This window comes from Streptomyces sp. NPDC002130 (assembly GCF_040296465.1).
Taxonomy (GTDB): domain Bacteria; phylum Actinomycetota; class Actinomycetes; order Streptomycetales; family Streptomycetaceae; genus Streptomyces.
The window spans coordinates 1-22,207 of sequence record NZ_JBEOXI010000025.1 but is presented as its reverse complement, the minus strand read 5'-3'; the positions used below and the strand labels follow the sequence as shown (position 1 = coordinate 22,207).

17 protein-coding genes and 1 pseudogene are annotated in these 22,207 nt (G+C 72.3%); 14 read left to right on the top strand and 4 right to left on the bottom strand.

Annotated elements, in window-relative coordinates; translation table 11 throughout:
* Window positions 1-70: 70 nt before the first annotated feature.
* Both ABT116_RS07205 and ABT116_RS07200 read left to right on the top strand, forming a co-directional pair.
* Complete coding sequence (locus tag ABT116_RS07205) at window positions 71-2,551, top strand: ThuA domain-containing protein (RefSeq protein ID WP_351629022.1); 2,481 nt, start codon at window positions 71-73, stop codon at window positions 2,549-2,551.
* A gap of 44 nt (window positions 2,552-2,595) precedes the next feature.
* Window positions 2,596-4,740 (top strand): OmpL47-type beta-barrel domain-containing protein, encoded by a 2,145-nt coding sequence (locus tag ABT116_RS07200; protein WP_351629086.1) that lies wholly within the window; start codon window positions 2,596-2,598, stop codon window positions 4,738-4,740.
* Here the strand turns inward: ABT116_RS07200 and ligD are convergent.
* Window positions 4,727-5,758 (bottom strand): non-homologous end-joining DNA ligase, encoded by a 1,032-nt coding sequence (gene ligD, locus ABT116_RS07195; protein ID WP_351629020.1) that lies wholly within the window; start codon window positions 5,756-5,758, stop codon window positions 4,727-4,729. The two genes, ABT116_RS07200 and ligD, sit on opposite strands and share 14 nt — an antisense overlap.
* Window positions 5,759-5,832: 74 nt before the next feature.
* Here ligD and ABT116_RS07190 point away from each other — a divergent pair, with 74 nt between their 5' ends.
* A complete protein-coding gene (locus ABT116_RS07190; RefSeq protein ID WP_351629017.1) occupies window positions 5,833-6,897 on the top strand; it encodes an ATP-dependent DNA ligase in 1,065 nt (354 codons plus the stop codon).
* Window positions 6,898-7,077: 180 nt separating this feature from the next.
* Here ABT116_RS07190 and ABT116_RS07185 read toward each other — a convergent pair whose 3' ends face one another.
* Window positions 7,078-8,268, bottom strand: a complete 1,191-nt coding sequence (locus ABT116_RS07185; RefSeq protein ID WP_351629014.1) for a zinc-dependent alcohol dehydrogenase — start codon at window positions 8,266-8,268, stop codon at window positions 7,078-7,080.
* A 189-nt stretch (window positions 8,269-8,457) separates the two neighbouring features.
* Here ABT116_RS07185 and ABT116_RS07180 point away from each other — a divergent pair, with 189 nt between their 5' ends.
* A complete protein-coding gene (locus ABT116_RS07180; protein ID WP_502983831.1) occupies window positions 8,458-9,453 on the top strand; it encodes a DUF3048 domain-containing protein in 996 nt (331 codons plus the stop codon).
* Window positions 9,454-9,539: 86 nt separating this feature from the next.
* On the opposite strand, the gene ABT116_RS07175 is transcribed toward ABT116_RS07180, so the two are convergent.
* Window positions 9,540-10,004, bottom strand: a complete 465-nt coding sequence (locus ABT116_RS07175; RefSeq protein WP_351629009.1) for a MarR family winged helix-turn-helix transcriptional regulator — start codon at window positions 10,002-10,004, stop codon at window positions 9,540-9,542.
* 204 nt (window positions 10,005-10,208) lie between these two features.
* Here ABT116_RS07175 and ABT116_RS07170 point away from each other — a divergent pair, with 204 nt between their 5' ends.
* The 7 genes from ABT116_RS07170 (at window position 10,209) to pcaDC (ending at window position 16,706) form a co-directional block, all read left to right on the top strand.
* Window positions 10,209-10,964 carry a CoA transferase subunit A gene (locus ABT116_RS07170; protein WP_351629006.1) on the top strand — a complete coding sequence of 252 codons (756 nt, stop codon included), beginning with the start codon at window positions 10,209-10,211 and terminating at the stop codon, window positions 10,962-10,964.
* Complete coding sequence (locus tag ABT116_RS07165) at window positions 10,964-11,608, top strand: CoA transferase subunit B (protein ID WP_351629004.1); 645 nt, start codon at window positions 10,964-10,966, stop codon at window positions 11,606-11,608. Before ABT116_RS07170 ends, ABT116_RS07165 begins: the two co-directional genes overlap by 1 nt.
* Window positions 11,605-12,807 (top strand): thiolase family protein, encoded by a 1,203-nt coding sequence (locus tag ABT116_RS07160; RefSeq protein WP_351629001.1) that lies wholly within the window; start codon window positions 11,605-11,607, stop codon window positions 12,805-12,807. Before ABT116_RS07165 ends, ABT116_RS07160 begins: the two co-directional genes overlap by 4 nt.
* A gap of 106 nt (window positions 12,808-12,913) precedes the next feature.
* Window positions 12,914-13,687 (top strand): protocatechuate 3,4-dioxygenase subunit beta, encoded by a 774-nt coding sequence (pcaH, locus tag ABT116_RS07155; RefSeq protein WP_351628994.1) that lies wholly within the window; start codon window positions 12,914-12,916, stop codon window positions 13,685-13,687.
* Between the two features lie 6 nt (window positions 13,688-13,693).
* The gene (pcaG, locus tag ABT116_RS07150) at window positions 13,694-14,299 is read left to right on the top strand and encodes a protocatechuate 3,4-dioxygenase subunit alpha (protein ID WP_351628991.1); all 606 of its coding nucleotides are present in this window, start codon (window positions 13,694-13,696) and stop codon (window positions 14,297-14,299) included.
* Window positions 14,296-15,591 carry a 3-carboxy-cis,cis-muconate cycloisomerase gene (pcaB, locus tag ABT116_RS07145; RefSeq protein WP_351628988.1) on the top strand — a complete coding sequence of 432 codons (1,296 nt, stop codon included), beginning with the start codon at window positions 14,296-14,298 and terminating at the stop codon, window positions 15,589-15,591. The genes pcaG and pcaB overlap by 4 nt, the downstream gene beginning before the upstream one ends.
* On the top strand, window positions 15,588-16,706 hold the full coding sequence (gene pcaDC / locus ABT116_RS07140) for a bifunctional 3-oxoadipate enol-lactonase/4-carboxymuconolactone decarboxylase PcaDC (protein ID WP_351628986.1): 1,119 nt from the start codon (window positions 15,588-15,590) through the stop codon (window positions 16,704-16,706). The genes pcaB and pcaDC overlap by 4 nt, the downstream gene beginning before the upstream one ends.
* A gap of 214 nt (window positions 16,707-16,920) precedes the next feature.
* On the opposite strand, the gene ABT116_RS07135 is transcribed toward pcaDC, so the two are convergent.
* A complete protein-coding gene (locus ABT116_RS07135; protein ID WP_351628980.1) occupies window positions 16,921-19,605 on the bottom strand; it encodes an ATP-binding protein in 2,685 nt (894 codons plus the stop codon).
* Between the two features lie 207 nt (window positions 19,606-19,812).
* On the opposite strand from ABT116_RS07135, the gene ABT116_RS50835 reads away from it, so the two are divergent.
* From ABT116_RS50835 to ABT116_RS07120, 3 genes and pseudogenes are all read left to right on the top strand, one after another.
* Entirely contained in the window at window positions 19,813-20,028 is a 216-nt protein-coding gene (locus tag ABT116_RS50835; protein ID WP_502983830.1) for a hypothetical protein, read from the top strand.
* A gap of 698 nt (window positions 20,029-20,726) precedes the next feature.
* Window positions 20,727-20,843 (top strand): annotated as a pseudogene (locus ABT116_RS07125) (DUF2510 domain-containing protein); the annotation flags it as partial.
* Between the two features lie 291 nt (window positions 20,844-21,134).
* Window positions 21,135-22,067, top strand: coding sequence for a hypothetical protein (locus ABT116_RS07120; protein ID WP_351629082.1), 933 nt, complete (start codon window positions 21,135-21,137; stop codon window positions 22,065-22,067).
* Window positions 22,068-22,207 lie beyond the last annotated feature (140 nt).

Genomic DNA, 22,207 nt, shown 5'->3' with positions numbered 1-22,207 from the left:
ATAGGTATTGGCGAGACATGCAAAGGGGTTTAGCTTCCTTGGCGGTGTTGCTGTGACCGAGGAGGTGCCCATGCACTTACGAGGGTTGAGCAAGTCAAGACGCGTCCGGGCGGCGTCCGTCGCCGCCGGGGTCGTGACCGCCGGGCTGCTGTCGGGCCCCGCCGCGGACGCGCGCCCCTTACCCGAACCCCCGCTGACAACGATGTCGATCAAGTCGCCGCCGGGCGGCGCGAACGTACGGGTGCTGATCTTCCACGGTTCCGCGGCGGCCGGGGAGGAGTCGCCGGTCGTGAACGCCGGGATCGAGGCCATCGAGGACATCGGCCTGTCGGGCCCGGCGAACCGCCGCTTCAAGGTGCAGGCCACCGGCGACGCCTCGGTGTTCACCGACGAGACGAGGCTGGGCCGCTTCAACGCGATCGTCTTCCTGACCGGCGGGGGCGACGTCCTCGACGCGGAGCAGGAGGCGGGCCTGGAGGCGTACATGGAGGCCGGCGGCGGATTCGTCGGCATCCATGACGCGGCGCGTGCGGAGCCGTACTCGGACTGGTTCACCGGGCTGGTGGGCGCCCGTCCGGCCACGTCGAGCCCCACGAACGTGCAGCGCGCGACCGTCGAGGTCGGCGACCGCAGGCACCCCGCCACCAAGGACCTGCCGGTGCAATGGAAGCGCCCGGACCGGTGGCCGAACTGGGTGAAGAACCCGTCGGGCGACGTGCACACGGTGGCCCGGGTCCGCGAGTCGACGTACCAGCCGGGCACGGGCTCCAACGGCTGGGACCATCCGGTCAGCTGGTGCCGGGACTACGACGGCGGCCGGTCCTTCTACACGGGCATGGGCGGGACGGTGTCGTCGTACGACGAGAGCGACTTCCGCGATCATCTGCGCGGTGCCCTGATGTGGACGACCCGTCTCGAGCAGGCCGACTGCAAGGCGACCATCAACGCCAACTACGCGGCGGAGCGGTTGACCAAGCCCAACCAGCCGGGGCAGAACGACCAGATCGGCGAGCCGCACGGGATGGTGACCGCGCCCGACGGCCGGGTCTTCTACATCGGCCGGGGCGGCGCGGACTCCTCACAGCCCGTGATCACGGACTGGAACAACCCCGACATCGGCAAGGGCAGGGGCGAGATCCACGTCTACGACCCGAAGACCAAGCAGGTCACCCTGGCCGGCGCGCTCACGGTCTTCGGCAACAAGGGCGGCGGCGACGAGCTGGTCAAGGTCGAGGAGGGGCTGCTCGGCATCGAGCTGGACCCGGGGTTCGCGCAGAACGGCTGGGTGTACCTGCACTACACGCCGCACGAGCGGATCGACCGCGAGACACGGATGGCGGAGCGGCGGGTCTCCCGGTTCACGCTCGACCGGACCACGAACAAGCTCGACCCGGCCAGTGAGAAAGTGCTGCTGAAGTGGCCGGTGCAGATCCACAGCTGCTGCCACGCCGGCGGCGGGATGGCCTGGGACTCCAAGGGCAACCTGTACATCGCCACCGGTGACAACAACTCCAGTGGCTTCAGCAGCGGTTACTCCGGCAACAACCCGCAGCCGAACTACAAGGGCGTCTCCTTCGCGGACGCGCGCCGCACCGCGGGCAACACCAACAACCTCAACGGCAAGATCCTGCGCATCCACCCGGAGCCGGACGGGACCTACACGCTCCCCGAGGGCAATCTCTTCACCGGCAAGGAGCCCGACGAGGGCGGTGGCAAGACGCGCGGCGAGATCTACGTGATGGGCGTCCGCAACCCGGCGCGCATCTCCGTCGACAAGTCCACCGACGTGCTCTACGCGGGCTGGGTCGGACCGGACGCGAGCGCGCCCTCGACGACCTGGGGCCCGGCCAAGTACGACACCTTCGCCGCCATCACCGAGGCGGGCAACCGCGGCTGGCCGTACTGCATGGGCAACAATCAGCCCTACCGGGACCGCAATCTGCCGGACCCGTCCAAGCCGCTGGGCTGGTACGACTGCGACCACCCGAAGAACGAGTCGCCGAACAACGACGGCCTGGTGAACCTGCCGCCGGTGACCGGCAACAACATCTGGTATTCGCCGTCGGGCGGAGCACCGGACTACCCGAGGGACGCGAACGGTGTCCCGTCGTACAAGCCGGCGGAGGCCACGTACCGGCTGCCCTGGCTGAAGGGCGGCGGTCAGGCCGCGATGAACGGGCCGGTCTACCGGTACGGGACGGCCGCGGCCGACAGTGCGGTGAAGTGGCCGGCGTACTGGGACGGCAAGTGGTTCGTCGGTGACTTCTACGACGCCGACCAGCCGCGCAACGCGGTGCTCATGGACCCCAAGACGCAAGGCGACGGCGGTCTGCCGGTGCACGCGGAGTCGCTGAAGAAGATCGTGCCGGTCGGCAACGACGGCATCAGGAACCTGATGGACTGGAAGTTCGGACCGGACGGTGCGCTGTACGTCCTCGACTACGGGCGCGGCTTCTTCACCTCGGACGCCAAGTCGGCTCTGTGGCGGATCACTTACAAGGGCGGCGGGCCCACACCGGCCGCGGGGCAGCTGGCGAGGGGGACCGAGTGACCGGGCGACGAAGAATCTGGGCCGTCCTGCTGGCCGCCCTGCTGATGATGCTCGGCGTGCAGGCGCTGCCCGCCGCCGGGCAGCCGACGGCGGAAGCCGCCGACCAGGTGCTCACCTGGACGGCCGGCAACGACATCGACAAGTACCTCTCGGCGCCGAAGACGGCGGTCGCCGGTGCCGCCACGATCGTGTTCGAGAACAGCGCGGCCACCGGCAACACCACGGGCATGCCGCACACGCTCACCTTCGTCACCAGCGATCCCGAGTTCAACGACGATGTGCAGCTCAACATCCTGGCCAACCCGAACGACGCCCAGGGCGGGAAGCACACCGCCCAGGTCACGCTCACGCCCGGCCGGTACTTCTACCACTGCACGATCCCCGGCCACGGCCAGATGCAGGGCATCCTCGTCGTCACCGAGGGCACCGGCGAGGACACCACCGCGCCCGAGGCGTCGGCGCATGTCAGCGGCACGCAGAACACGCAGGGCCAGTACGTCGGCTCGGCCAGTGTGGCGCTGCACGCCACCGACGAGGGCGGCTCCGGTGTCGAGAGGATCGAGTACGCGGTCGGCGACGCGGGTGCCTGGCAGCCGTACACGGCGCCGGTCGTCGTCGACCAGGTCGGCAGCCACAAGGTCCGCTACCGGGCGTTCGACAAGGCGGGAAACGTGTCCGCCGAGAAGAGCGCCCAGTTCACGGTCGTCGCGCCCCAGTCGGACGACACCACCGCGCCGGACACCTCGGCGACGGTGAGCGGTGAGCGCAACGCCGGCGGGGCGTACATCGACATGGCGACGGTCACCGTGTCGGCGTCCGACACGGGATCCGGGGTCAACACGATCGAGTACGCGGTCGGGTCGGGCGCCTGGCAGCCGTACACCGCGCCCGTGATGGTCCACCAGGTCGGTGAGCACACCGTCCGCTACCGGGCCACCGACAAGGCGGGCAATGTGGCGGCGGAGAAGAGCGTGCGGTTCACGGTCGTCGCGGCACCGCCCGAGGACACCACGCCGCCGGTGACGGGCGTGGCCGTGGAGGGCACGAAGAACTCGAACGGGGCGTACGTCAACAGTGCCCGGGTGACGGTCACGGCGACCGACGCGCACGGTTCGGGCGTCGAGAAGATCGAGTACTCGCTGGACGGCGGGCCCTACCTCGCGTACACGGGGCCGGTGGTGGTCGACCGGGCGGGTGCGCACACCGTGGCCTACCGGGCGACGGACAAGGCCGGGAACACCGCGGCGGCCCGCACGGTGTCCTTCACGGTCGTCTCCGGTCAGGTCCCGGCGCCGGACTGCCCCGAGTACGACGAGCGGCTGACGGTGATCGTGGGCACGGCCGACTCCGGGGTGCGCAACCGGGTCACCGACAACCGGTGCCGGATCGGCGAGCTGATCGAGGACGAGAAGGAGTGGACGTCCCAGGCGCTGTTCCTCAAGCACGTGACGGCCGTGCTCGACCGGTTGCTCAAGGAAGGGGTCGTCGACGAGCGCGAGTCCAGGGCGATCCGGAAGGCGGCCCGCGAGTCGGGCATCGGCAAGCCGGGGCAGACCGAGGGCTACCGCTCTCTGTTCGACGGCACGGCGGAGTCCCTCGCCAAGTGGCAGCAGGTGGGCGGCGGTTCGTTCGGGCTGAACCCGGACGGGACGATCACCTCCAGCACCACGACGCCCGGCATGGGCATGCTGTGGTTCCCGCAGCGCAAGTACGGCGACTTCTCGCTGAAGCTCCAGTGGCGTGACGACGCCCCGGGCACCGGCAACGCCAACTCGGGCGTCTTCGTGCGCTTCCCGTGGGTCCACGACCACCCGGAGGAGTCGCGCCCGGAGTGGGTGGCCATCAAGTACGGGCACGAGGTGCAGGTTCTCGACCGGCCCGACGGCGACATGTACAAGACGGGCTCGGTCTACGGCTTCGACCGGGTCGGCCTCGCCGGCGCGGGCGTGACGCAGAAGGGCACCTGGAACGACTACGAGATCCGGGTGGAGGGCCAGCACTACTCGGTCTTCCGCAACGGTGTGCTGATCAACGAGTTCGACAACACCGGCGGCCAGGAGTTCAGCCCGCCCCGCTCGGACGACCCGGGCACGGACGGGCGGCGGTTCGCCTCCGGCTACCTCGGGCTCCAGGTGCACGGCACGACGGACGTGGTCTCGTACCGGGACATCCGGATCAAGGAGCTGTAGGAGGCTCCTTCTCCTTGCGGGCCCTGCTCGGCTGTACCCGCCTGGGCTCCCCCGGCATCTTCGGATACTCGGGCGGGTACGGCAGATCGCCAAGACCGTGGTCGTGTTCGTCGCGGCGGGCGAGGTCGAGCAGGGCTTCGAGGGAGTAGCGCTTGTCGTCCATGTCCGCGTGCACGTCGCCGAGTTCGGCGAAGCGCGCGGGCATGGTCGCGAGGTCGAAGTCCTGGGGGTGCGCGATGCCGACCTCGTCCCAGCGCAGGGGCGCGGATACGGGGGCGTGCGGGCGGGGGCGTACGGAGTAGGCGGAGGCGATCGTGCGGTCGCGTGCCGTCTGGTTGTAGTCGATGAAGATGCGCTCGCCCCGCTCCTCCTTCCACCACTTGATGGTCACGTGCTCCGGCATCCGCCGTTCCATCTCCCGGCCGACGGCGATGGCGGCGCGCCGGACCTGGGTGAAGGTCCAGCGCGGTTCGATGGGCACGAAGACGTGCAGGCCCCGGCCGCCCGAGGTCTTGGGGAAGCCGCGCAGGCCGCCGAACTCGTCGAGCACCTGCCGCAGTTCGTGGGCGGCGCGGGCGGCGTCGTCGTAGTCGGTGCCGGGCTGCGGGTCGAGGTCGATGCGGAGCTCGTCCGGGTGGTCGACGTCGTCGCGGCGTACCGGCCAGGGGTGGAAGGTGAGGGTGCCGAACTGGGCGGCCCACACCACCGCTCCGGCCTCGGTGGGGCACATCTCGTCGGCGCTGCGGCCGCTGGGGAAGGTGATGTGCGCGGTGGGGATCCAGCCGGGCATGTTCTTCGGCGCCCGCTTCTGGAAGAAGTTCTCGCCGTTCACGCCCTCCGGGTAGCGCTCCAGGGTGGTCGGCCGGTCGCGCAGGGCGCGCAGGATGCCGGGGCCGACGGCGATGTAGTAGCGGGCGAGGTCCAGCTTGGTGAAGCCACGCTCCGGGAAGAACATCTTGTCCGGGCTGGACAGCCGTACGGTCCGGCCGTCCACCTCCAGTTCCACCGCGTCACCCATGCCCGCCACGGTAGGCGCAGCCCGCACGCCTCGCATATCGGGCGACTCGGGAGATGTCGGAGCAGAATCGATCCATGGATCTGCCGGTGATGCCCCCTGTCCTGCCGATGCTCGCCAAGTCGGTGGCGGCGATCCCCGCGGGCATGCAGTACGAGGCGAAGTGGGACGGCTTCCGGGCGATCGTGTTCCGCGACGGGGACGAGGTCGAGCTGGGCAGCCGTACGGGAAAGCCTCTGACCAGGTACTTCCCCGAGCTTGTCACGGCCGTGCGGGAGCGGTTGCCCGAGCGGTGCGTGGTGGACGGGGAGATCGTGATCGCGCGGGAGGGGCATCTGGACTTCGACGCGCTGACGGAGCGGATCCATCCGGCGGACTCGCGGGTGCGGACGCTGGCTGGGCGGACGCCGGCCTCGCTCGTCGTGTTCGACGTGCTGGCAGTGGCCGACGCGTCGCTGATGGACGTCCCGCTGACCGAGCGGCGGGAGCGGCTGACCGCTGAGCTGTCCGGGGTGCGGGCGCCGGTGCACCTGGCCCCGGCGACCACCGACATCGAGGTGGCGCGGCAGTGGTTCGAGGAGTACGAGGGAGCCGGTCTCGACGGCGTCATCGCCAAGCCGCTGAGTGTGCGCTACCGGCCGGACGAGCGCGCCATGTTCAAGATCAAGCACGAGCGGACGGCGGACGTCGTGGTCGCCGGGTACCGCCTGCACAAGAGCGGCCCGGTCGTGGGTTCGCTGCTGCTCGGCCTGTACGACGAGCGGGGGACCCTCCAGCACGTGGGGGTGTCCGCCGCCTTCACGATGAAGCGGCGCGCCGAACTCGTGGAGGAGTTGGAGCCGCTGCGTCTGGACGACGTGTCGGGGCATCCGTGGGCGGCCTGGTCCGAGGAGGCCGCGCATGAGACGGCCCGGCTGCCGGGGGCGCCGAGCCGCTGGTCCGGCCGCAAGGATCTGTCGTGGGTGCCGCTCCGGCCGGACCGGGTGGCCGAGGTGGCGTACGACCACATGGAGAACGGGCAGCGCTTCCGGCACACTGCCCGTTTCCGCCGCTGGCGCCCGGACCGGACCCCCGAGAGCTGCACGTACGCGCAGTTGGAGGAGCCGGTCCGCTACGACCTGGCGGAGATCCTCGGCGGCTAGTGCCGCGGCAGGCAACGTTTGCCCGGTAAGGAGCGGCGTCCGGTGCGTGCTCTCGGCGTGCCGGCCGGAAACCCTCGTACTGGATGTACTTGGGCTTTCGGCCGGTGCGGCGAGAGTGCGTGCCGGGCGTCGCGACGGGGCGAACGTTGCCTGCCGCGGCACTAGCAGCGCCGGCAGCCCTCACGGCTGCATGATGACCTTCACCGCGCCGTCCTGCTTGCGCTGGAACATCTCGTACGCGTGCGGGGCCTCCGACAGCGGCACCCGGTGGGTGGCGAAGTCGTCCACGCCGAGCGGGTCCTCGTCGGTCAGGTACGGGATGATGTCGTCGGTCCAGCGGCGGACGTTGGCCTGGCCCATCCGCATCTGGATCTGCTTGTCGAACAGCGTGAGCAGCGGCAGCGGGTCCGCCATGCCGCCGTAGACGCCGGACAGCGAGATGGTGCCGCCGCGGCGCACCAGTTCGATGGCGGTGTGCAGCGCGGCGAGGCGGTCGACGCTGAAGCGCTCGGCGATCGGGCCGCCCAGCTTGCGGGGCAGGATCGCGGCGGCGTTCTGCACCATGCGCGCGGCCGCACTGCCGTGGGCCTCGGTGCCGACCGCGTCGATCACGGCGTCGGGGCCGCGGCCGTCGGTCTGGTCGCGGATCGCTTCGACGAGTTCCTTCTCGTCGTCGAAGGACCTCAGGTCGAAGGTCTCCACGCCCCGTGCCTTCGCCCGGCGCAGCCGATCCGGGACCAGGTCCACGCCGAACACCCTCCCGGCACCCTGCACCTGCGCGACACGGCAGGCCATGTCGCCGATGGGCCCGAGACCGAGCACGGCGACGCTGCCGCCCTCGGGGACATCGGCGTAGGCGACCGCCTGCCAGGCGGTGGGCAGGACGTCGGAGAGGTAGACGAAACGGTCGTCGGCCGGGCCCTCGGGGACCTTGATCGGGCCGAACTGCGCCTGCGGGACACGCAGGTACTCGGCCTGGGCGCCCGGCACCGAGCCGTACAGGCGGGTGTAGCCGAACAGCGCGGCGCCCATGCCCTCGCCCTGCACCTGGGTGGTCTCGCACTGGGTGGGCAGGCCGGTCAGGCACATCCAGCAGTTGCCGCAGGCGATCTGGAACGGCACCACGACCCTGTCCCCCACCTGGAGGTCCTGGACGCCCGCACCGACCTCCTCGACGATGCCCATGGGTTCATGCCCCAGGATGTCGCCCGGGGTCATGAACGGGGTGAGCACCTCGTACAGGTGCAGGTCGGACCCGCACAGCCCGGTGGAGGTGATGCGGATGATCGCGTCCGTCGGCTCCTGGATCGTCGGATCGGGCACGTTCTCCACCCGGACGTCCCGCTTGCCCTGCCACGTCACTGCCCTCATCGCCTCGCGCTCCCTCCGTCAGCGTGCGCGTCGGTCGTACGGCGCCGTCCGGGTACCCGGACGCCCCGCGCTGAACCTTGAGCCGATCGGCGGACGAGGCGAAGACACCTCCCCGACGGGAACGATCGCCTATGGCCATCGATGTTCAGATAAGCGCACAATCAAGACACATCGAGGACATGGGGCGCGGTGGCGACGGTGAGCACGAGACGAGGGGCGCACGGACGGCGTGCCGCCACGGCGGCGGCGCTGCTGGCCGCCACGGTGACGGCCGCCCTGGCGGCGGGCTGCACCGCCGAGAGCGGGCCGGGCGACGACGGACGGGGCTCCCCGAAGGAGTCGAAACAGGGCGCTTCCCCGTCGGCCACCGGCCCCTCCGCACTCGTCGTCAAGATCGACAACGCGGCCGCTGCCCGTCCGCACACGGGCGTCGACGCGGCCGATGTGGTCTACGCGGAGCAGGTCGAGGGCGGGCTGAGCCGGCTGATGGCGGTCTACGCGACCCGGCTGCCGGAGACGGTGGGGCCGGTGCGCAGCGCACGCGAGTCGGACCTGGAGCTGCTGCGCCAGTTCGACCGGCCCACGCTCGCCTTCTCCGGCGCGCAGAAGAAGCTCCTGCCGCTGATCGACAAGGCGCCGCTGCGGGCGGAGACACCGGGCAACGCCGCCGACGCGTACTTTCGCGGCTCGGGCAGACCCGCCCCGCACAACCTCTTCCTGCGGCCCGAGCGGATCGTGCCCAAGCCCCCGGGCGAGGCGGCCCTGACCACCGGTTTCCACTACGGTCCGGCACCTGAGGGCGGCACGGCGACGAACTCCCGGACCGTGCGCTACCCGGCCGCCCGTTTCACCTTCACCTGGTCGGACTCCCGCGAGCGCTGGCTGGTCGGCATGGACGGCACGCCCGCGACGACGGCCGACGGCGAGCGGATGGCGGCGGCGACGGTGGTCGTGCAGTACGTGAAGGTGCGCGAGTCCGCCTTCCGGGACTTCCTCGGCAACAACACGCCGTACACCGAGACGGTCGGCTCGGGCAAGGCTCAGGTGCTGCGCGACGGACGCGCCTGGGACGTGGACTGGAAGCGGGAGAAGGCCACGGACGGCACCGCGTTCACCACGGGTGACGACGCCCCGGTGAACTTCGCCGAGGGCCCGGTGTGGGTGGTGTTCGCCAAGACGCCCTGACCGGCCCTGCACGTCCGGCCCGGCCTTGTCCGCCGTTCTACGTCCCGGCCCGGCCTTGTCCGCCTTCTACGCCCGGGCCGCCCCCCTCAGCGGGGCGCCGCCAGGGGCTCCTCGGGATTGCGGAGCCCCTCGGCCGCGTCCGCGACCCGTCGGATGAGGTCGAAGAACACGGTTCGCTCGTCGGCGGTCAGCGGGGCGAGGAACACCTGGTTCATCCGGGCGGTGCGCACGGTCAGCTTGCGATGCGTGCGCATCCCCTCGTCCGTCGGGCGCAGCAGGGAGCGGCGGCCGTCCTGGGGGTCACGCACCTTGTCGAGCAGTCCGCGCCGACTGAGCCGGCTGATCACCTCGGCGATGGTGGACCGGTCGAGCCCCACCCGCTCCCCCACCGTGCGCTGGTCCAGGCCGGGCTCGGCGACGAGGGTGTTGAGGACCGCGTACTGCGGCGAGGTGATCTCCTCGGAGACCATCGCGTTCCACAGCAGGTAGTGCGCCTGCTGCAGCCGCCGGGCCAGGTGCCCGGGGTGGGTGGTGAGGTCCGCGGCCGCCATGTGCACCCCTTACTCGTTCGTCGGTGCACTGAACGATACTCAACACGACGGCCACTGTCTGCCGGTCTCGCAAAGGTTCGACGGCGCATGTGCCGAGGTCTTGACGCCCTACCGTCTCGGTGGCAGCGTGAGGGGCGGCTCGCAGAAATACTCAGTGCCCTGACTAATCTGGTCGGGTCGCTTGGAAGAGATGGGGCTTCTCGGATGGACAAGGTGGTCGCCACAGCTCTGGAGGCGGTGGCCGACGTGCCGGACGGCGCGTCGCTCGCGGTGGGCGGTTTCGGGCTGAGCGGTGTGCCGAACGTGCTGATCGAGGCGCTGTACGAGCGCGGCGTCGCCGGGCTGTCGGTGGTCTCCAACAACTGCGGGGCGATGGAGTCGGGCCTGGCGGTGCTGCTGGCCGCCGGCCGGATCGCCCGGGTCACGGGTTCCTACATCGGCGCCAACAAGGAGTTCGCCCGGCAGTACCTGGCCGGGGAGCTGGAGGTCGAACTGATCCCGCAGGGCACGCTGGCCGAGCGGCTGCGGGCCGGCGGCGCCGGGATCCCCGCGTTCTACACCCCGGCCGGCGTCGGCACGCAGGTCGCCGACGGCGGACTGCCCTGGCGCTACGACGGCCAGGGCGGGGTGGCGCTCGCCTCGCCACCGAAGGAGGTCCGGGAGTTCGACGGCACCGAGTACGTGCTGGAGCGGGGTATCCGCACCGACTTCGCCCTGGTGAGGGCCGCGCGTGGCGACCGGCACGGCAACCTCGTCTTCAACAAGTCCTCCCGGAACTTCAACCCCCTGGCCGCGATGGCCGGGAAGGTCACGATCGCCGAGGTGGAGGAGCTGGTGGAGCCCGGCGGGATCGACCCGGACGCGGTGCACCTGCCGGGCATCTTCGTGCAGCGGGTGCTCGCGCTCACCCCCGAACAGGCGGCGGACAAGAAGATCGAGCAGCGGACGGTGAGGTCCTGATGGCCTGGACGCGTGAGGAGATGGCCGCGCGGGCGGCGCGGGAGCTGCGGGACGGCCAGTACGTCAATCTCGGCATCGGCCTGCCCACACTCATCCCCAACCACCTCCCCCCCGGCGTCGAAGTGGTGCTCGAGTCGGAGAACGGCATCCTGGGCACCGGCCCCTACCCCACCGAGGACGCCGTCGACCCCGACCTGATCAACGCCGGGAAGGAGACGGTGACGGTCCTGCCGGGCGCCTCCTTCTTCGACTCGGCGCTGTCCTTCTCGATGATCCGGGGCGGACACATCGACGTGGCCGTGCTCGGCGCCATGCAGGTGTCCGAACGGGGCGACCTGGCCAACTGGGCCGTCCCCGGCAAACTGATCACCGGCATCGGCGGGGCGATGGACCTGGTGCACGGCGCCCGCACGGTCATCGTGGTGATGACACACACCGCCAAGGACGGCTCGCCGAAGATCCTCACCGAGTGCGCCCTGCCGCTGACCGGCAAGGGGTGCGTGAACCGGATCATCACCGACCTCGGCGTCCTCGACGTCACCGACGACGGGCTCGTGCTGGTGGAGACGGCGCCGGGCGTGACCGCCGAGGAGATCGTCACCAGGACCGACGCCGAACTGACCGTGCCGGAGGACCTGAAGTGAAGGACGTCTACATCCTCGACGCGGTCCGCACGCCGATCGGCCGCTACAACGGGAGCCTCGCGAGCGTGCGCCCGGACGACCTGGCCGCGCACGCCGTCCGCGAACTCCTCGCCCGCACGCCGGAGCTGGACCCGGCCCGGGTCGAGGACGTGTATTTCGGCAACGCGAACGGGGCCGGTGAGGAGAACCGCAACGTGGGCCGGATGGCCGCGCTGCTCGCGGGTCTGCCCACGTCCGTCCCGGGCGTGACGGTCAACCGGCTGTGCGCGTCCGGCCTGGAGGCCGTGATCCAGGCGGCCCGGGCCATCGCGCTCGGCGACGCGTCCGTCGTGCTGGCCGGGGGCGTCGAGTCCATGACCCGGGCGCCGTACGTGCTGCCGAAGAACGACAAGCCCTTCCCGGCCGGGCACACCGAGCTGTACTCGACGACGCTCGGCTGGCGGATGGTCAACCCGCGTATGGAGCCGCAGTGGACGATCCCGCTGGGCGAGTCGGCCGAACTCATCGCGGACAAGCACAAGATCGGCCGGGAGCAGCAGGACGAGTTCGCGCTGCGCAGCCACGAGAAGGCGGCGCGGGCGCAGTCGGAGGGCTTGTTCGACGGTGAACTGGCGCCCGTGACGATCCCGCAGCGCAAGGGTGAGCCGGTGGTCTTCGCCGCCGACGAAGGTGTCCGGGTGGATGCCTCCCTGGCGGCGATGGCGAGGCTGAAGCCGTCGTTCCGCCAGGAGGGCGGCACGGTCACGGCGGGCAACGCGTCCCCGTTGAACGACGGTGCGGCGGCGCTGCTGCTCGTCGATGAGGAGGGGTTGCGGGCGACGGGCGGCGAACCGCTGGCCCGGGTCCGCGCGACGGGTGTCTCCGCGACCGACCCGCAGTACTTCGGGCTGGCGCCGGTGGAGGCGGTGAACCGGGCGCTGGCCAAGGCGGGCAGGGGGTTCGGCGACCTGTCCGTGCTGGAGCTGAACGAGGCGTTCGCCGCGCAGGTGCTGGGGTGTGTGGCCGAGTGGCCCGAGTTCGATCCCGCGATCCTCAACCCGCTGGGGGGCGCGATCGCGCTGGGGCATCCGCTGGGTGCGTCCGGGGCGCGGCTGGCCGGGACGGTCGCTCATCAACTGGCCCGGCAGGGCGGTGGCGTCGGAGTCGCCACGCTGTGCATCGGGGTGGGCCAGGGGCTTGCCCTCGTCCTGGAACGTTAGCCCTGCGGCTGCGGGCCGTAGGTGGCTGGTCGCGCCCGCGCGGCGGAGCCGCATATCGATCCAGCCCCGCGCCCCTGACGGGGCGCGGCCAACCTGAGGGATTTCCATGACTCTCACTCAGCACGACATCGATCAGGAGATCGCGGCCGAGCGGGCCGCGTACGAGAAGCGGCTCGCCGACGGGGGGCCCGTCGAGCACCAGCCGCGCCGCGACTACGCGCCGTACCGGTCCTCGGTGCTCCGGCACCCCAAGCAGCCGCCGGTCACCATCGACGTCAGCAAGGATCCCGAGCTGGTGGAGCTGTTCTCCCCCGCCTTCGGGGAGCGGGACATCACCGAGATCGACAACGACCTCACCCGGCAGCACGACGGTGAGCCGATCGGCGAGCGCATCACCGTCTCCGGACGGCTGCTGGACCGCGACGGCCGCCCGGTGCGCGGCCAGCTCGTGGAGATCTGGCAGGCCAACTCCGCGGGGCGCTACGCCCACCAGCGCGAGCAGCACGACGCCCCGCTCGATCCCAACTTCACCGGTGTGGGCCGCACCCTCACCGACGACGACGGCCACTACCGCTTCACCACGATCCAGCCGGGCCCCTACCCCTGGCGCCAGCACGTCAACGCCTGGCGGCCGGCGCACATCCACTTCTCGCTCTTCGGCACGGCGTTCACCCAGCGGCTCGTGACCCAGATGTACTTCCCGAGCGACCCCCTGTTCCCCTACGACCCCATCATCCAGTCCGTGACGGACGACGCCGCCCGGCAGCGGCTGGTCGCGACATACGACCACAGCCTGTCGGTACCGGAGTTCTCGATGGGCTACCACTGGGACATCGTGCTGGACGGCCCGCAGGCCACCTGGATCGAAGAAGGGCGCTGACCGGCCATGACGAAGATCGACACCAGCCGTCCCGACGCCGTGCTGCCCACCCCGTCGCACACCGTCGGACCCTTTTACGGCCACGCCCTGCCGTTCCGCGGCGGCGAGGACATCGCGCCGCTCGGGCATCCGGACACCGTCACCGTGCACGGCTACGTCACCGACGGCGAGGGCAACCCGCTGCCGGACGCCCTGATCGAACTGTGGGGACCGGACCCCGACGGCAACCTGCCGACGGCCGACGGCTCCATGCGGCGCGACCCGGCCTCCGGAGGCTTCCTCGGGCGCAACGGCGTGGAGTTCACGGGCTGGGGGCGCATCCAGACCGACGCGAACGGCCACTGGTACGCGCGCACGCTGCGGCCCGGCGCACGGGGGCGCGGCGCCCCGTACCTCAGTGTGTGCGTGTTCGCGCGCGGGCTGCTCGTGCACCTGTACACCCGGATCTACCTGCCGGGCGACGCGGCGGTGCTCGCCGCCGATCCGTTGCTGTCCGGGCTGGAGGAAGCTCGCCGCGACACGCTGATCGCCGCGGCGGAGGGCAACGGCACGTACCGTTTCGACATCCGCCTTCAGGGCGAAGGCGAAACGGTCTTCCTGGAGTTCCAGTGACAGCGCACCCCGGCGACACCGGCCTGCTCGCCCCCGGGTGGGCCGACTCGGCTGCCGCGGCCGCGGCCGGCGACGAGGCGTATCTGCGGGCGCTGCTCGATGCGGAGGCGGCGCTGACCCGCGCCCAGGCCGCCATGGGGCTCGCCCCTGCCGAGGCGGCGACGGCGGTCGCCCAGGCGGCCGATGCCGGTGCCTTCGACGTACGGTCCCTCGCCGAACGCGCCCGCGCGGGCGGCAACCCCGTCATCCCCCTGGTGGCGGATCTGACCCAGGCCGTGGGCGAGGCGTACGGGCCTTACGTCCACCGGGGTGCGACCAGCCAGGACATCATGGACACGGCGACGATGCTGGTCGCAGCGCGGACCCTCGACGTGGTCCTCGCCGACCTCGGCCGCACCGAACAGGCGCTGTCCCGGCTGGCCGCCGCACACCGCGACACCGCGATGCCGGGGCGGACCCTCACCCAGCACGCGGTACCGACCACCTTCGGGCTGAAGGCGGCCGGGTGGCGGTCACTGGTGCTGGACGCGCGGGACCGGGTGCGGGCCGTCCGGGAATCGCTGCCCGCCCAACTCGGCGGTGCGGCGGGGACGCTGGCGGCCTTCGGGGCGTACGGCGCGAGCGACCCGGCCGGGCTGCCGGAAGCGTACGCCCGGGAACTCGGCCTGCGGGCACCCGGCCTGCCCTGGCACACCCTGCGGACGCCGGTCGCCGACCTCGCCGGGTGCCTGGCCTTCACGGCGGGCGCGCTCGGCAAGCTCGCCGTGGACGTCCTCACCCTGTCGCGCACCGAGATCGCCGAGGTCGCGGAGAGCAGCGGCGGGGGTTCGTCCGCCATGCCACACAAGTCCAACCCCGTACGGTCCACCCTGATCGCCTCCGCCGCGCGACGGGCACCCCAGCTCGCGGCGACCCTGTACGGGGCGATGGCCGCGGAGGACGAACGCCCCGCCGGAGCCTGGCACGCCGAGTGGGAACCGCTGCGGGATCTGCTGCGGCTGGTCGGCGGTGCCGCCCGGGACGCCGCCGAACTGGTAGAGGGGCTGCGGGTCAGGCCCGATGCCATGCGCGAACACCTGGATCTGACCCGCGGGTTGATCGTCTCGGAGCGGCTGTCCGCCCAACTGACCCCGGTGCTGGGCCGCGCCCGCGCCAAGGAGCTCCTCACGCGGCTGGCCTCCGAAGGGCAACCGCTGGCCGAGGCACCCGAGCTGGCCGAGGTGGATCTCGATCCGGCCCATTACACGGGCTCCGCCGGAGTCCTCACCGACCGTGCCCTGGAGCGACGTTGACACTTCTGAACCACCATGCGGAGGGGCCCGCCTCCGCTCCCCCGCTGCTGCTCGGCCCCTCACTCGGCACGTCGTACGCCCTGTGGGACGACGTGGCGCCCGAGCTGTCGATCACTCATCGGGTGGTGCGCTGGGACCTGCCCGGGCACGGCGGTTCGGCGGCCGGTCTCGTCCGGGCGGGCGCGAGCGTCGGCGACCTCGCCGAGCAGGTGCTGGCGCTCGCCGACTCCCTCGGCATCGAGCGGTTCGCGTACGCGGGCGTGTCGCTGGGCGGGGCCGTGGGGCTGCATCTCGCGGTGCACCACCCGGAGCGCCTGACGTCGCTGGCCGCGATCTGCTCGTCGGCGCACTTCAACGGGTCCAGGCCGTGGCAGGAACGGGCCACGCTGGTGCGGCGGGAAGGGCTGGCCGGGCTGGCGGACAACGCCGGCGCGCGCTGGTTCGCCGGAGACTTCACCGTGCCGCGCCTGGTCCGGGACCACCGGGAAGCCGACCCGGAGGCGTACGCCGCCTGCTGTGACGCGCTCGCCGCGTTCGACCTGCGCGACCGGCTGCCGGAGATCACCGTGCCGACCCTGCTGGTCGCCGGCCGCGAGGATCCCGCGACACCGCCCGCGCATCTGCGGGAGATCGCCGACGCCGTGCCGGGTGCGACGCTCGTGGAGCTGCCGGGCGCCTCGCACCTGGCGCCCGCCCAGTGCCCACAGGCCGTGCTGACCGCCCTGCGCGCCCACTTCGGCCAGGGCGCCCTCCTGGGCATGGCCGTACGGCGCGAGGTGCTCGGCGACCATCACGTCGACCGGGCACAGGCCCGCCAGACACCGTTCACGGCCCGCTTCCAGGACTTCATCTCGCGCTATGCCTGGGGCGAGATCTGGACCGACCCGACGCTGTCGCGCCGTGAGCGCAGCATGATCACCCTCACCGCGCTGGTCGCACACGGCCACTACGACGAGCTGGCCATGCACGTCCGCGCGGCCCGCCGCAACGGCCTCACCCCGGAGGAGATCGGCGCGGTGCTGCTCCAGACGGCCGTGTACTGCGGGGTGCCGGCGGCGAACTCGGCGTTCGCGACGGCCCAGCGGGTGCTGGCGGAAGAGGACGGCACCTCCTGAGGGCCGGAGGGCGACCCTGCCGGGTCATGAGCCCGGACGGGCCTCGCACGCCTGCCTCGCGTGCCGGAGACCCTGGCGGGTCACGAGCACGGCCCGGCCTCGCACGCCTGCCTCGCGTGCCGGAGACCCTGGCGGGTCATGAGCCCGGGCGGTCGCGCGCGCGTGCCTGCCGTGGCGGCGTGTGCACGGACCGGCCCGTTGCTCCGCGTCTGGACTACGCCGGGCCGACACCGGCCCTGAGCGCGGCACGTGCCCGCTCCGCCAGTCCGTCGGCCCCGCACGAGACCGCCAGGTCCAGGCCGCGGTGCAGGTCGGCCGCCGAGCGGGCGGCGATGCCGAACTCGATGCGGGCCGCCGCGTGTTCGTACTGGCAGGGCGAGGCCTCCAGGTAGGTGACGGCCTGGCCGTAGAGCCGGACCGCCCGCTGGCCCGTCTCCAGGTCGGCGGCGCAGCGCAGGGCTTCCCCTATCGCCGTGTCCGTGCCGAAGCGCTCGGCCTGGCGGCGGACGTCGACGGCGAGCCGGGCGGCCCGGGCCGGGTCCTCGGTGCGCAGGGCGCGGGCGAGGTCGGTCGCCCAGGGGACGAGCACCGGGTTGTGGTGGCCACGGGCTGCCGCCGCCTTCTCCGCGGCCTCCAGTTCGTTGATGCCGTCCTTGGTACGGCCGACGGCCAGCAGCAGCCGGCCGCGCACCGAGCGGGGATCGGGCAGGACGATGGTGGACGGGTAGGGCGGGGCGAAGCCGTGCTGTTCCGCGACCTCCCAGGCCTGCTCGACCTGGCCGCGGGCGAGCAGGGTGTCGACGAGGCTGCAGGTCGCGGACCAGTACAGGGGCAGGCCGCGGCCGACGCGTTCGGCCAGGCGCAGCGCCTCGCGCAGGGACGTCTCGGCCTCCTTCAGCCGGCCGCGCCTGCGGTGGCCGATCCCGACGTAGGCGTGGGCCAGGGCGAGATGGCCGCCGCTCCAGCCGGCCGTCTCGTAGGCGCGCAGCGCTTCGTTGTAGAGGGTCTCGGCGCGGTCGAGGCGGTCGGTGAAGCCGTAGGCGTTGGCCAGCATCAGCAGCAGCTCGATGCCCCACTCGGTGTCGGTCCAGCCGAGGCCCGGGGCGAGGCGGCCGTTGACGAGGGCGCGGTCGCACAGCTCGGCCACCTCCTCGGCGCTCTCGCCGTGCATCAAGGCGTCGAAGCCGCGCAGGATGAGCAGGGCACGTTCTGAGTTGTCCCGGCCGGTGCAGGGCCGGGCGAGGTCGGCGAGCCGCTGGGATCGGCCGGGTGAGGCGGCCTCGCCGGCGTGCAGTCCCTCCCACATGAACTGCGCGGCTTGGAGCCGCATCCGGTCGGGGCCCGGTTGGAGCCGGGCGGCCTCCGCCTCGACCGTGCGGACGGCTTCTTCCAGCTGGTCGTTGTGGAGCAGCGCCTGGGAGAGCCGGAAGACGGCGTCGACCCGCTGGCCGCCCTGGAGGCCGGGCATGCCGAGCGCGGTCCGCAGATGGCCGATGGTGCGGGCGGGCGCGGTGAGGAAGGTGGCCTCGGCCAGTTCGTACAGCACCTGCGGGTGCGACTCGGGCAGGGGCGGTTCCTTCAGGGCGCGTTCCAGGCAGCGGCGGGCCGCGTCGGGGGCGCCGACGGCGAGGTGCTCGCGGGCGGCCTCGCGCAGTTGCCCGACGAGTTCCTCGTCGTCGTCCGGGTGGACCTCCAGGAGGTGGCGGGCGGCGGCCGCGGCGCCGTGTCCCTCGTCGGAGACGATCCGGGCGGCGATGCCGTGCATGGCGGTGCGCAGCGCGTCGGGGATGGAGTTGTAGACGGCGGTGGCGATCAGCGGGTGGACGAATTCGAGGTCGCCGTCGGCGCTGGGGCCGGTCGCGGGGTCGGGCGCGGTGAGGATACGGGCCGTGCGCAGCAGTTCGGCGCAGCGGCGGGCGTCGTCCGGTCGCAGGGTGGCGAGCTTGGCGACCAGGTCGATGGAGATGCCGGTGCCGAGGATGGCGGCGGCCCAGGCGAACCTGGTGGCGTCGATGCCGAGTTCCTCGAGGCGGGCGACGAGGCCGCCGCCGCGGGCGGATCGGTTCAGGGCGCGCAGTTCGCCGGCCCGGGCCTCGACCGGTTCGAGGTCGCTGTCCTGCACTCGGGCGAGGAGTTCGACGGCCTCGTAGGGGTTGCCCGCGGTGACGGCCCAGACCTCGCGGCAGAACGCGGCGTCGGCGTGTGCACCGAGGGTGGCGCGGGTGAGTCCGGCCGTGGCGTCCGGGGTGAGGGCGCTCAGGGTCGTGACGGGGCCGTGCGCGGCGGCGGCGACGGTGTCGAGGTGGCGGGCGCTCGCGCCGGGGACCTCTTCGGGGCGGCGCGTGACGACGACCAGGACGGACATCTCGTCGATGCGCTCGGCGAGTCCCGCGAGCCAGTGCAGGGTCTCCTGGTCCGCCCAGTGGGCGTCATCGATCAGCAGCACCAGCGGCCAGTCGCGGCGGGAGAGCCGGCGCACGGCCGCGACCAGGCCGTCGCACACGCCCTGCGGGTCGGCCTGCCGGTCGCCGGGCTCCGCGATGCCGAGGGCGGGGCCGGCGATGTCGTACCAGTCGCCGAGGTACTCACGGGCCTCCTCCGGCAGCATCGACACCAGCGCCGGCTGCAGCAACTGCCGTACCACGTTGAAGGGGACCGATCTGAGGGTCTCGCCGCCGCGCGCGGACCAGACCGTGCAGCCGCGGGCCTCGGCGATGCGGCGGGTTTCGGCCAGCAGCGCGGTCTTGCCGAGTCCTGCCTCGCCGCGGAAGACCAGCAGTCCGCCGGACGAGGAACGGTCCGCGCACAGGCTGTCGACCGCCCGCTCGACGGCGGCGACCTCCTCGTCGCGCTCCCACAGGGAAGCCGAGGCGGCGGCCGTGGGCCGTACCTCCGTCATCCCGCTACCTCCCCAAGTCGCCCGAACGACGTACAGACATCGAGCGTAGCCGCCCGATTGCCTGAGTGGAGGGTGCTCGGGGCACCTCTTGCCGTGACGGGTGACACCGGGTGCGGCCGGGCGACGCACTTGTCCCGTCACCAGCCGCCTTCGAGTCAACGCCGCGCAAAATCACGAGAGCTGACGTCCATTCAGCAACGGGGGGATGTGCGGCGCGGCCGACGGGCGCTGGTCGCGGGGTCGGTGGGCAGTTGCATCGAGTGGTACGAGTTCGACGTCTACCGCTACTTCGCGACGATCGTCGCGGCGCGGTTCTTCACGCCGGAGGGCGGCAGCGAGGCCGAGGCTTCCGTCCCGTCGGGGCGGCACTTTTCGGCCGTCTGGGCGACCGGATCGGGCGGCGTCCGGTGCTGGTCCTGGTGATCGTGCTGGCGACGGTGGCGACGACGCTGATCGGCGTGCTGCCGACCTGTGCGCAGGCGGGCGCCCTGGCGCCCTGACTGCTGACCTTCCCGGGTGGTGGTCGTGGCAGTCGTTCACGGTGGCGCTGGGGCTGCTGGCCGGGGCGGGGGCGGCGGCGCTGCTCGCCCGGTGCTGAGGGAGGAGCAGCTGGGGGCGTGGGGTTGGCCGCTGCCGTTTCTGCTCACCCTGCCGCTGGGGCTGGACGCGTTGCGGCTGAGGCTGCGGCTGGACGAGACGCCGGTGTTCGTGGCGGAGCGGGCCGCGGAGACTCCCCCGCCGCGGGACGTGGTCGGGCCGTCATGCTGGGCGCGCGGCGGATCATGGGCTGGGCCGCGGCCGGTTACAGTTCCTCGTCGTACTGCCGTCGTATCTGCAGAGTTCGCCGGGCGCGACGTCCCAGCAGGCGCTGGTGGCGACGGTGCTGGCCAATTCAGGATTCGAGGCGGCGGGCGGTGATGCTGACCAGGGTGGTGCGGGTGCCGGGCTGATGGCGGGCCCGGGCCCTGCGATGCTGTCGCCATCGCTCCCGACGCGAGTGCGGGACGGGCTGGCTGCGGCTTCCGCCACGGGCGGCCCGGCGGGCCGACGCGGCTGCTGCTGGAATAGCCGGTTCCGACTCCTCTCATGCCTCTTTCACCGACGCCTCATACGGTGGGGGCATGACGCAGGAGACTCCTCCCGGGTGGTACGCCGATCCCGGACAGACAAGTGACGGGCCCGCCACCGAGCGCTGGTGGGACGGCCGGGCCTGGACGGACCGCATCCGCCCGGCGCAGCCGCCCGCGACCTGGGGTCCCCCGACAGGTCCGGCGTCCGCCGGTCCTGCACCCACGGACCGGACGCCCCCTGAAGACACCTCGACGACACCGGCCGACCCGCAGGGAGCCGGAGAACCGGCCGACGCCGGGTCGCCGACTGCCGCCGAGGCACCGGGAACCCCCGGGCCGCCCAGCGACGCCACACAGCCCGCAGTCGAACATCCTTCAGGCGCCCAGTCCCCGGGAACCACCGGACGGCCCGGCGGCGTCGCGCAGCCCACGAGCGGGCAGCCGGCCGGGGCGTGGGGCGTGGGGTCCGTCGGACATCCAGGTGCTGCTGGGCAGCCGGGGGCCGGCGGACAGCCCGTCGGCGGCGCATACCCGGCGGCTGCCGGGTATCCCGCCTACCCCTCCTATCCGGCCGCGCCTACGGGCGGCAAAGGGCGGCGGCTGCGGATAGGTGCCGCCGTCGGCGCGGCGGTGGTCGTCCTCACCTGCATCGGTGTGGGCGTGTACGCGCTGGCGGACAACGGCGGCGGGGGCGGCTCACCCACCTCGCAGGGGCCCGGCGGGCCGGGCACGCCCGGGGGCCAGGGCGGGCCGTTCGGCGGACCGGGCGGGTCCGGCGGCTCGGGCGGATCCGGCGGGTCCGGGGGCGACGGCGGGTCCGGTGGGCAGAGTCCGCGGCCCGAGCAGTCCCAGCCGCCGAAGATCAGGAGCGGGTCGGTGACCGATGCGGTCAGCGGCATCAGCCTGCCGATCCCGAAGGGCTGGTACGGCCAGCAGGCCGACGCCGGCGCCCAGGTGACGTCCGACGAGTCCTACAAGTGCCCCGGCGACACCTCCTCGACCTGCACGAAGGGCGGCGCCTACTCGGCCCCGGCCCTGGCGCTGGGCACCAAGGGCGCCACCGCAGAGGAGATCGCGAAGGCGGACATCGCGAAGAACGCCGAGGAGTCCTACGGCGGCAAGTCCTACGGCGGGATCACCTCCCACGACGTGCTGGACTCCAAGGCCGTGACGGTGGCCGGGCAGCAGGGCTACCTGGTCCGCTGGAAGGCCGTCACGAGCAAGGGCGCCGACGGCATCGTGGAGTCGCTCGCGTTCCCCTCCCCCGCCAACGCGAAGCTGATGGTCGTCGTGCGGTTCGGCGTCGACGCGGACCAGAAGGAGACGGTGCTCGACGACATCACCAAGGGCATCAAGGCGTCGACGGGCAGCGGCAACGGTCAGGACGTCTGAGGCCCGGCGCCCCGCACACCGGTCGGCCGGGTGGGGCGCCCCCGCCGCTCACAGGGGCACCCCACCCCGCCGCGGGGGGGGCGGCGCCCCCCGCCCCCACCGCAGAGCGGCGGGGGGGGGGAGAGTGTGGTTGGGCGAAG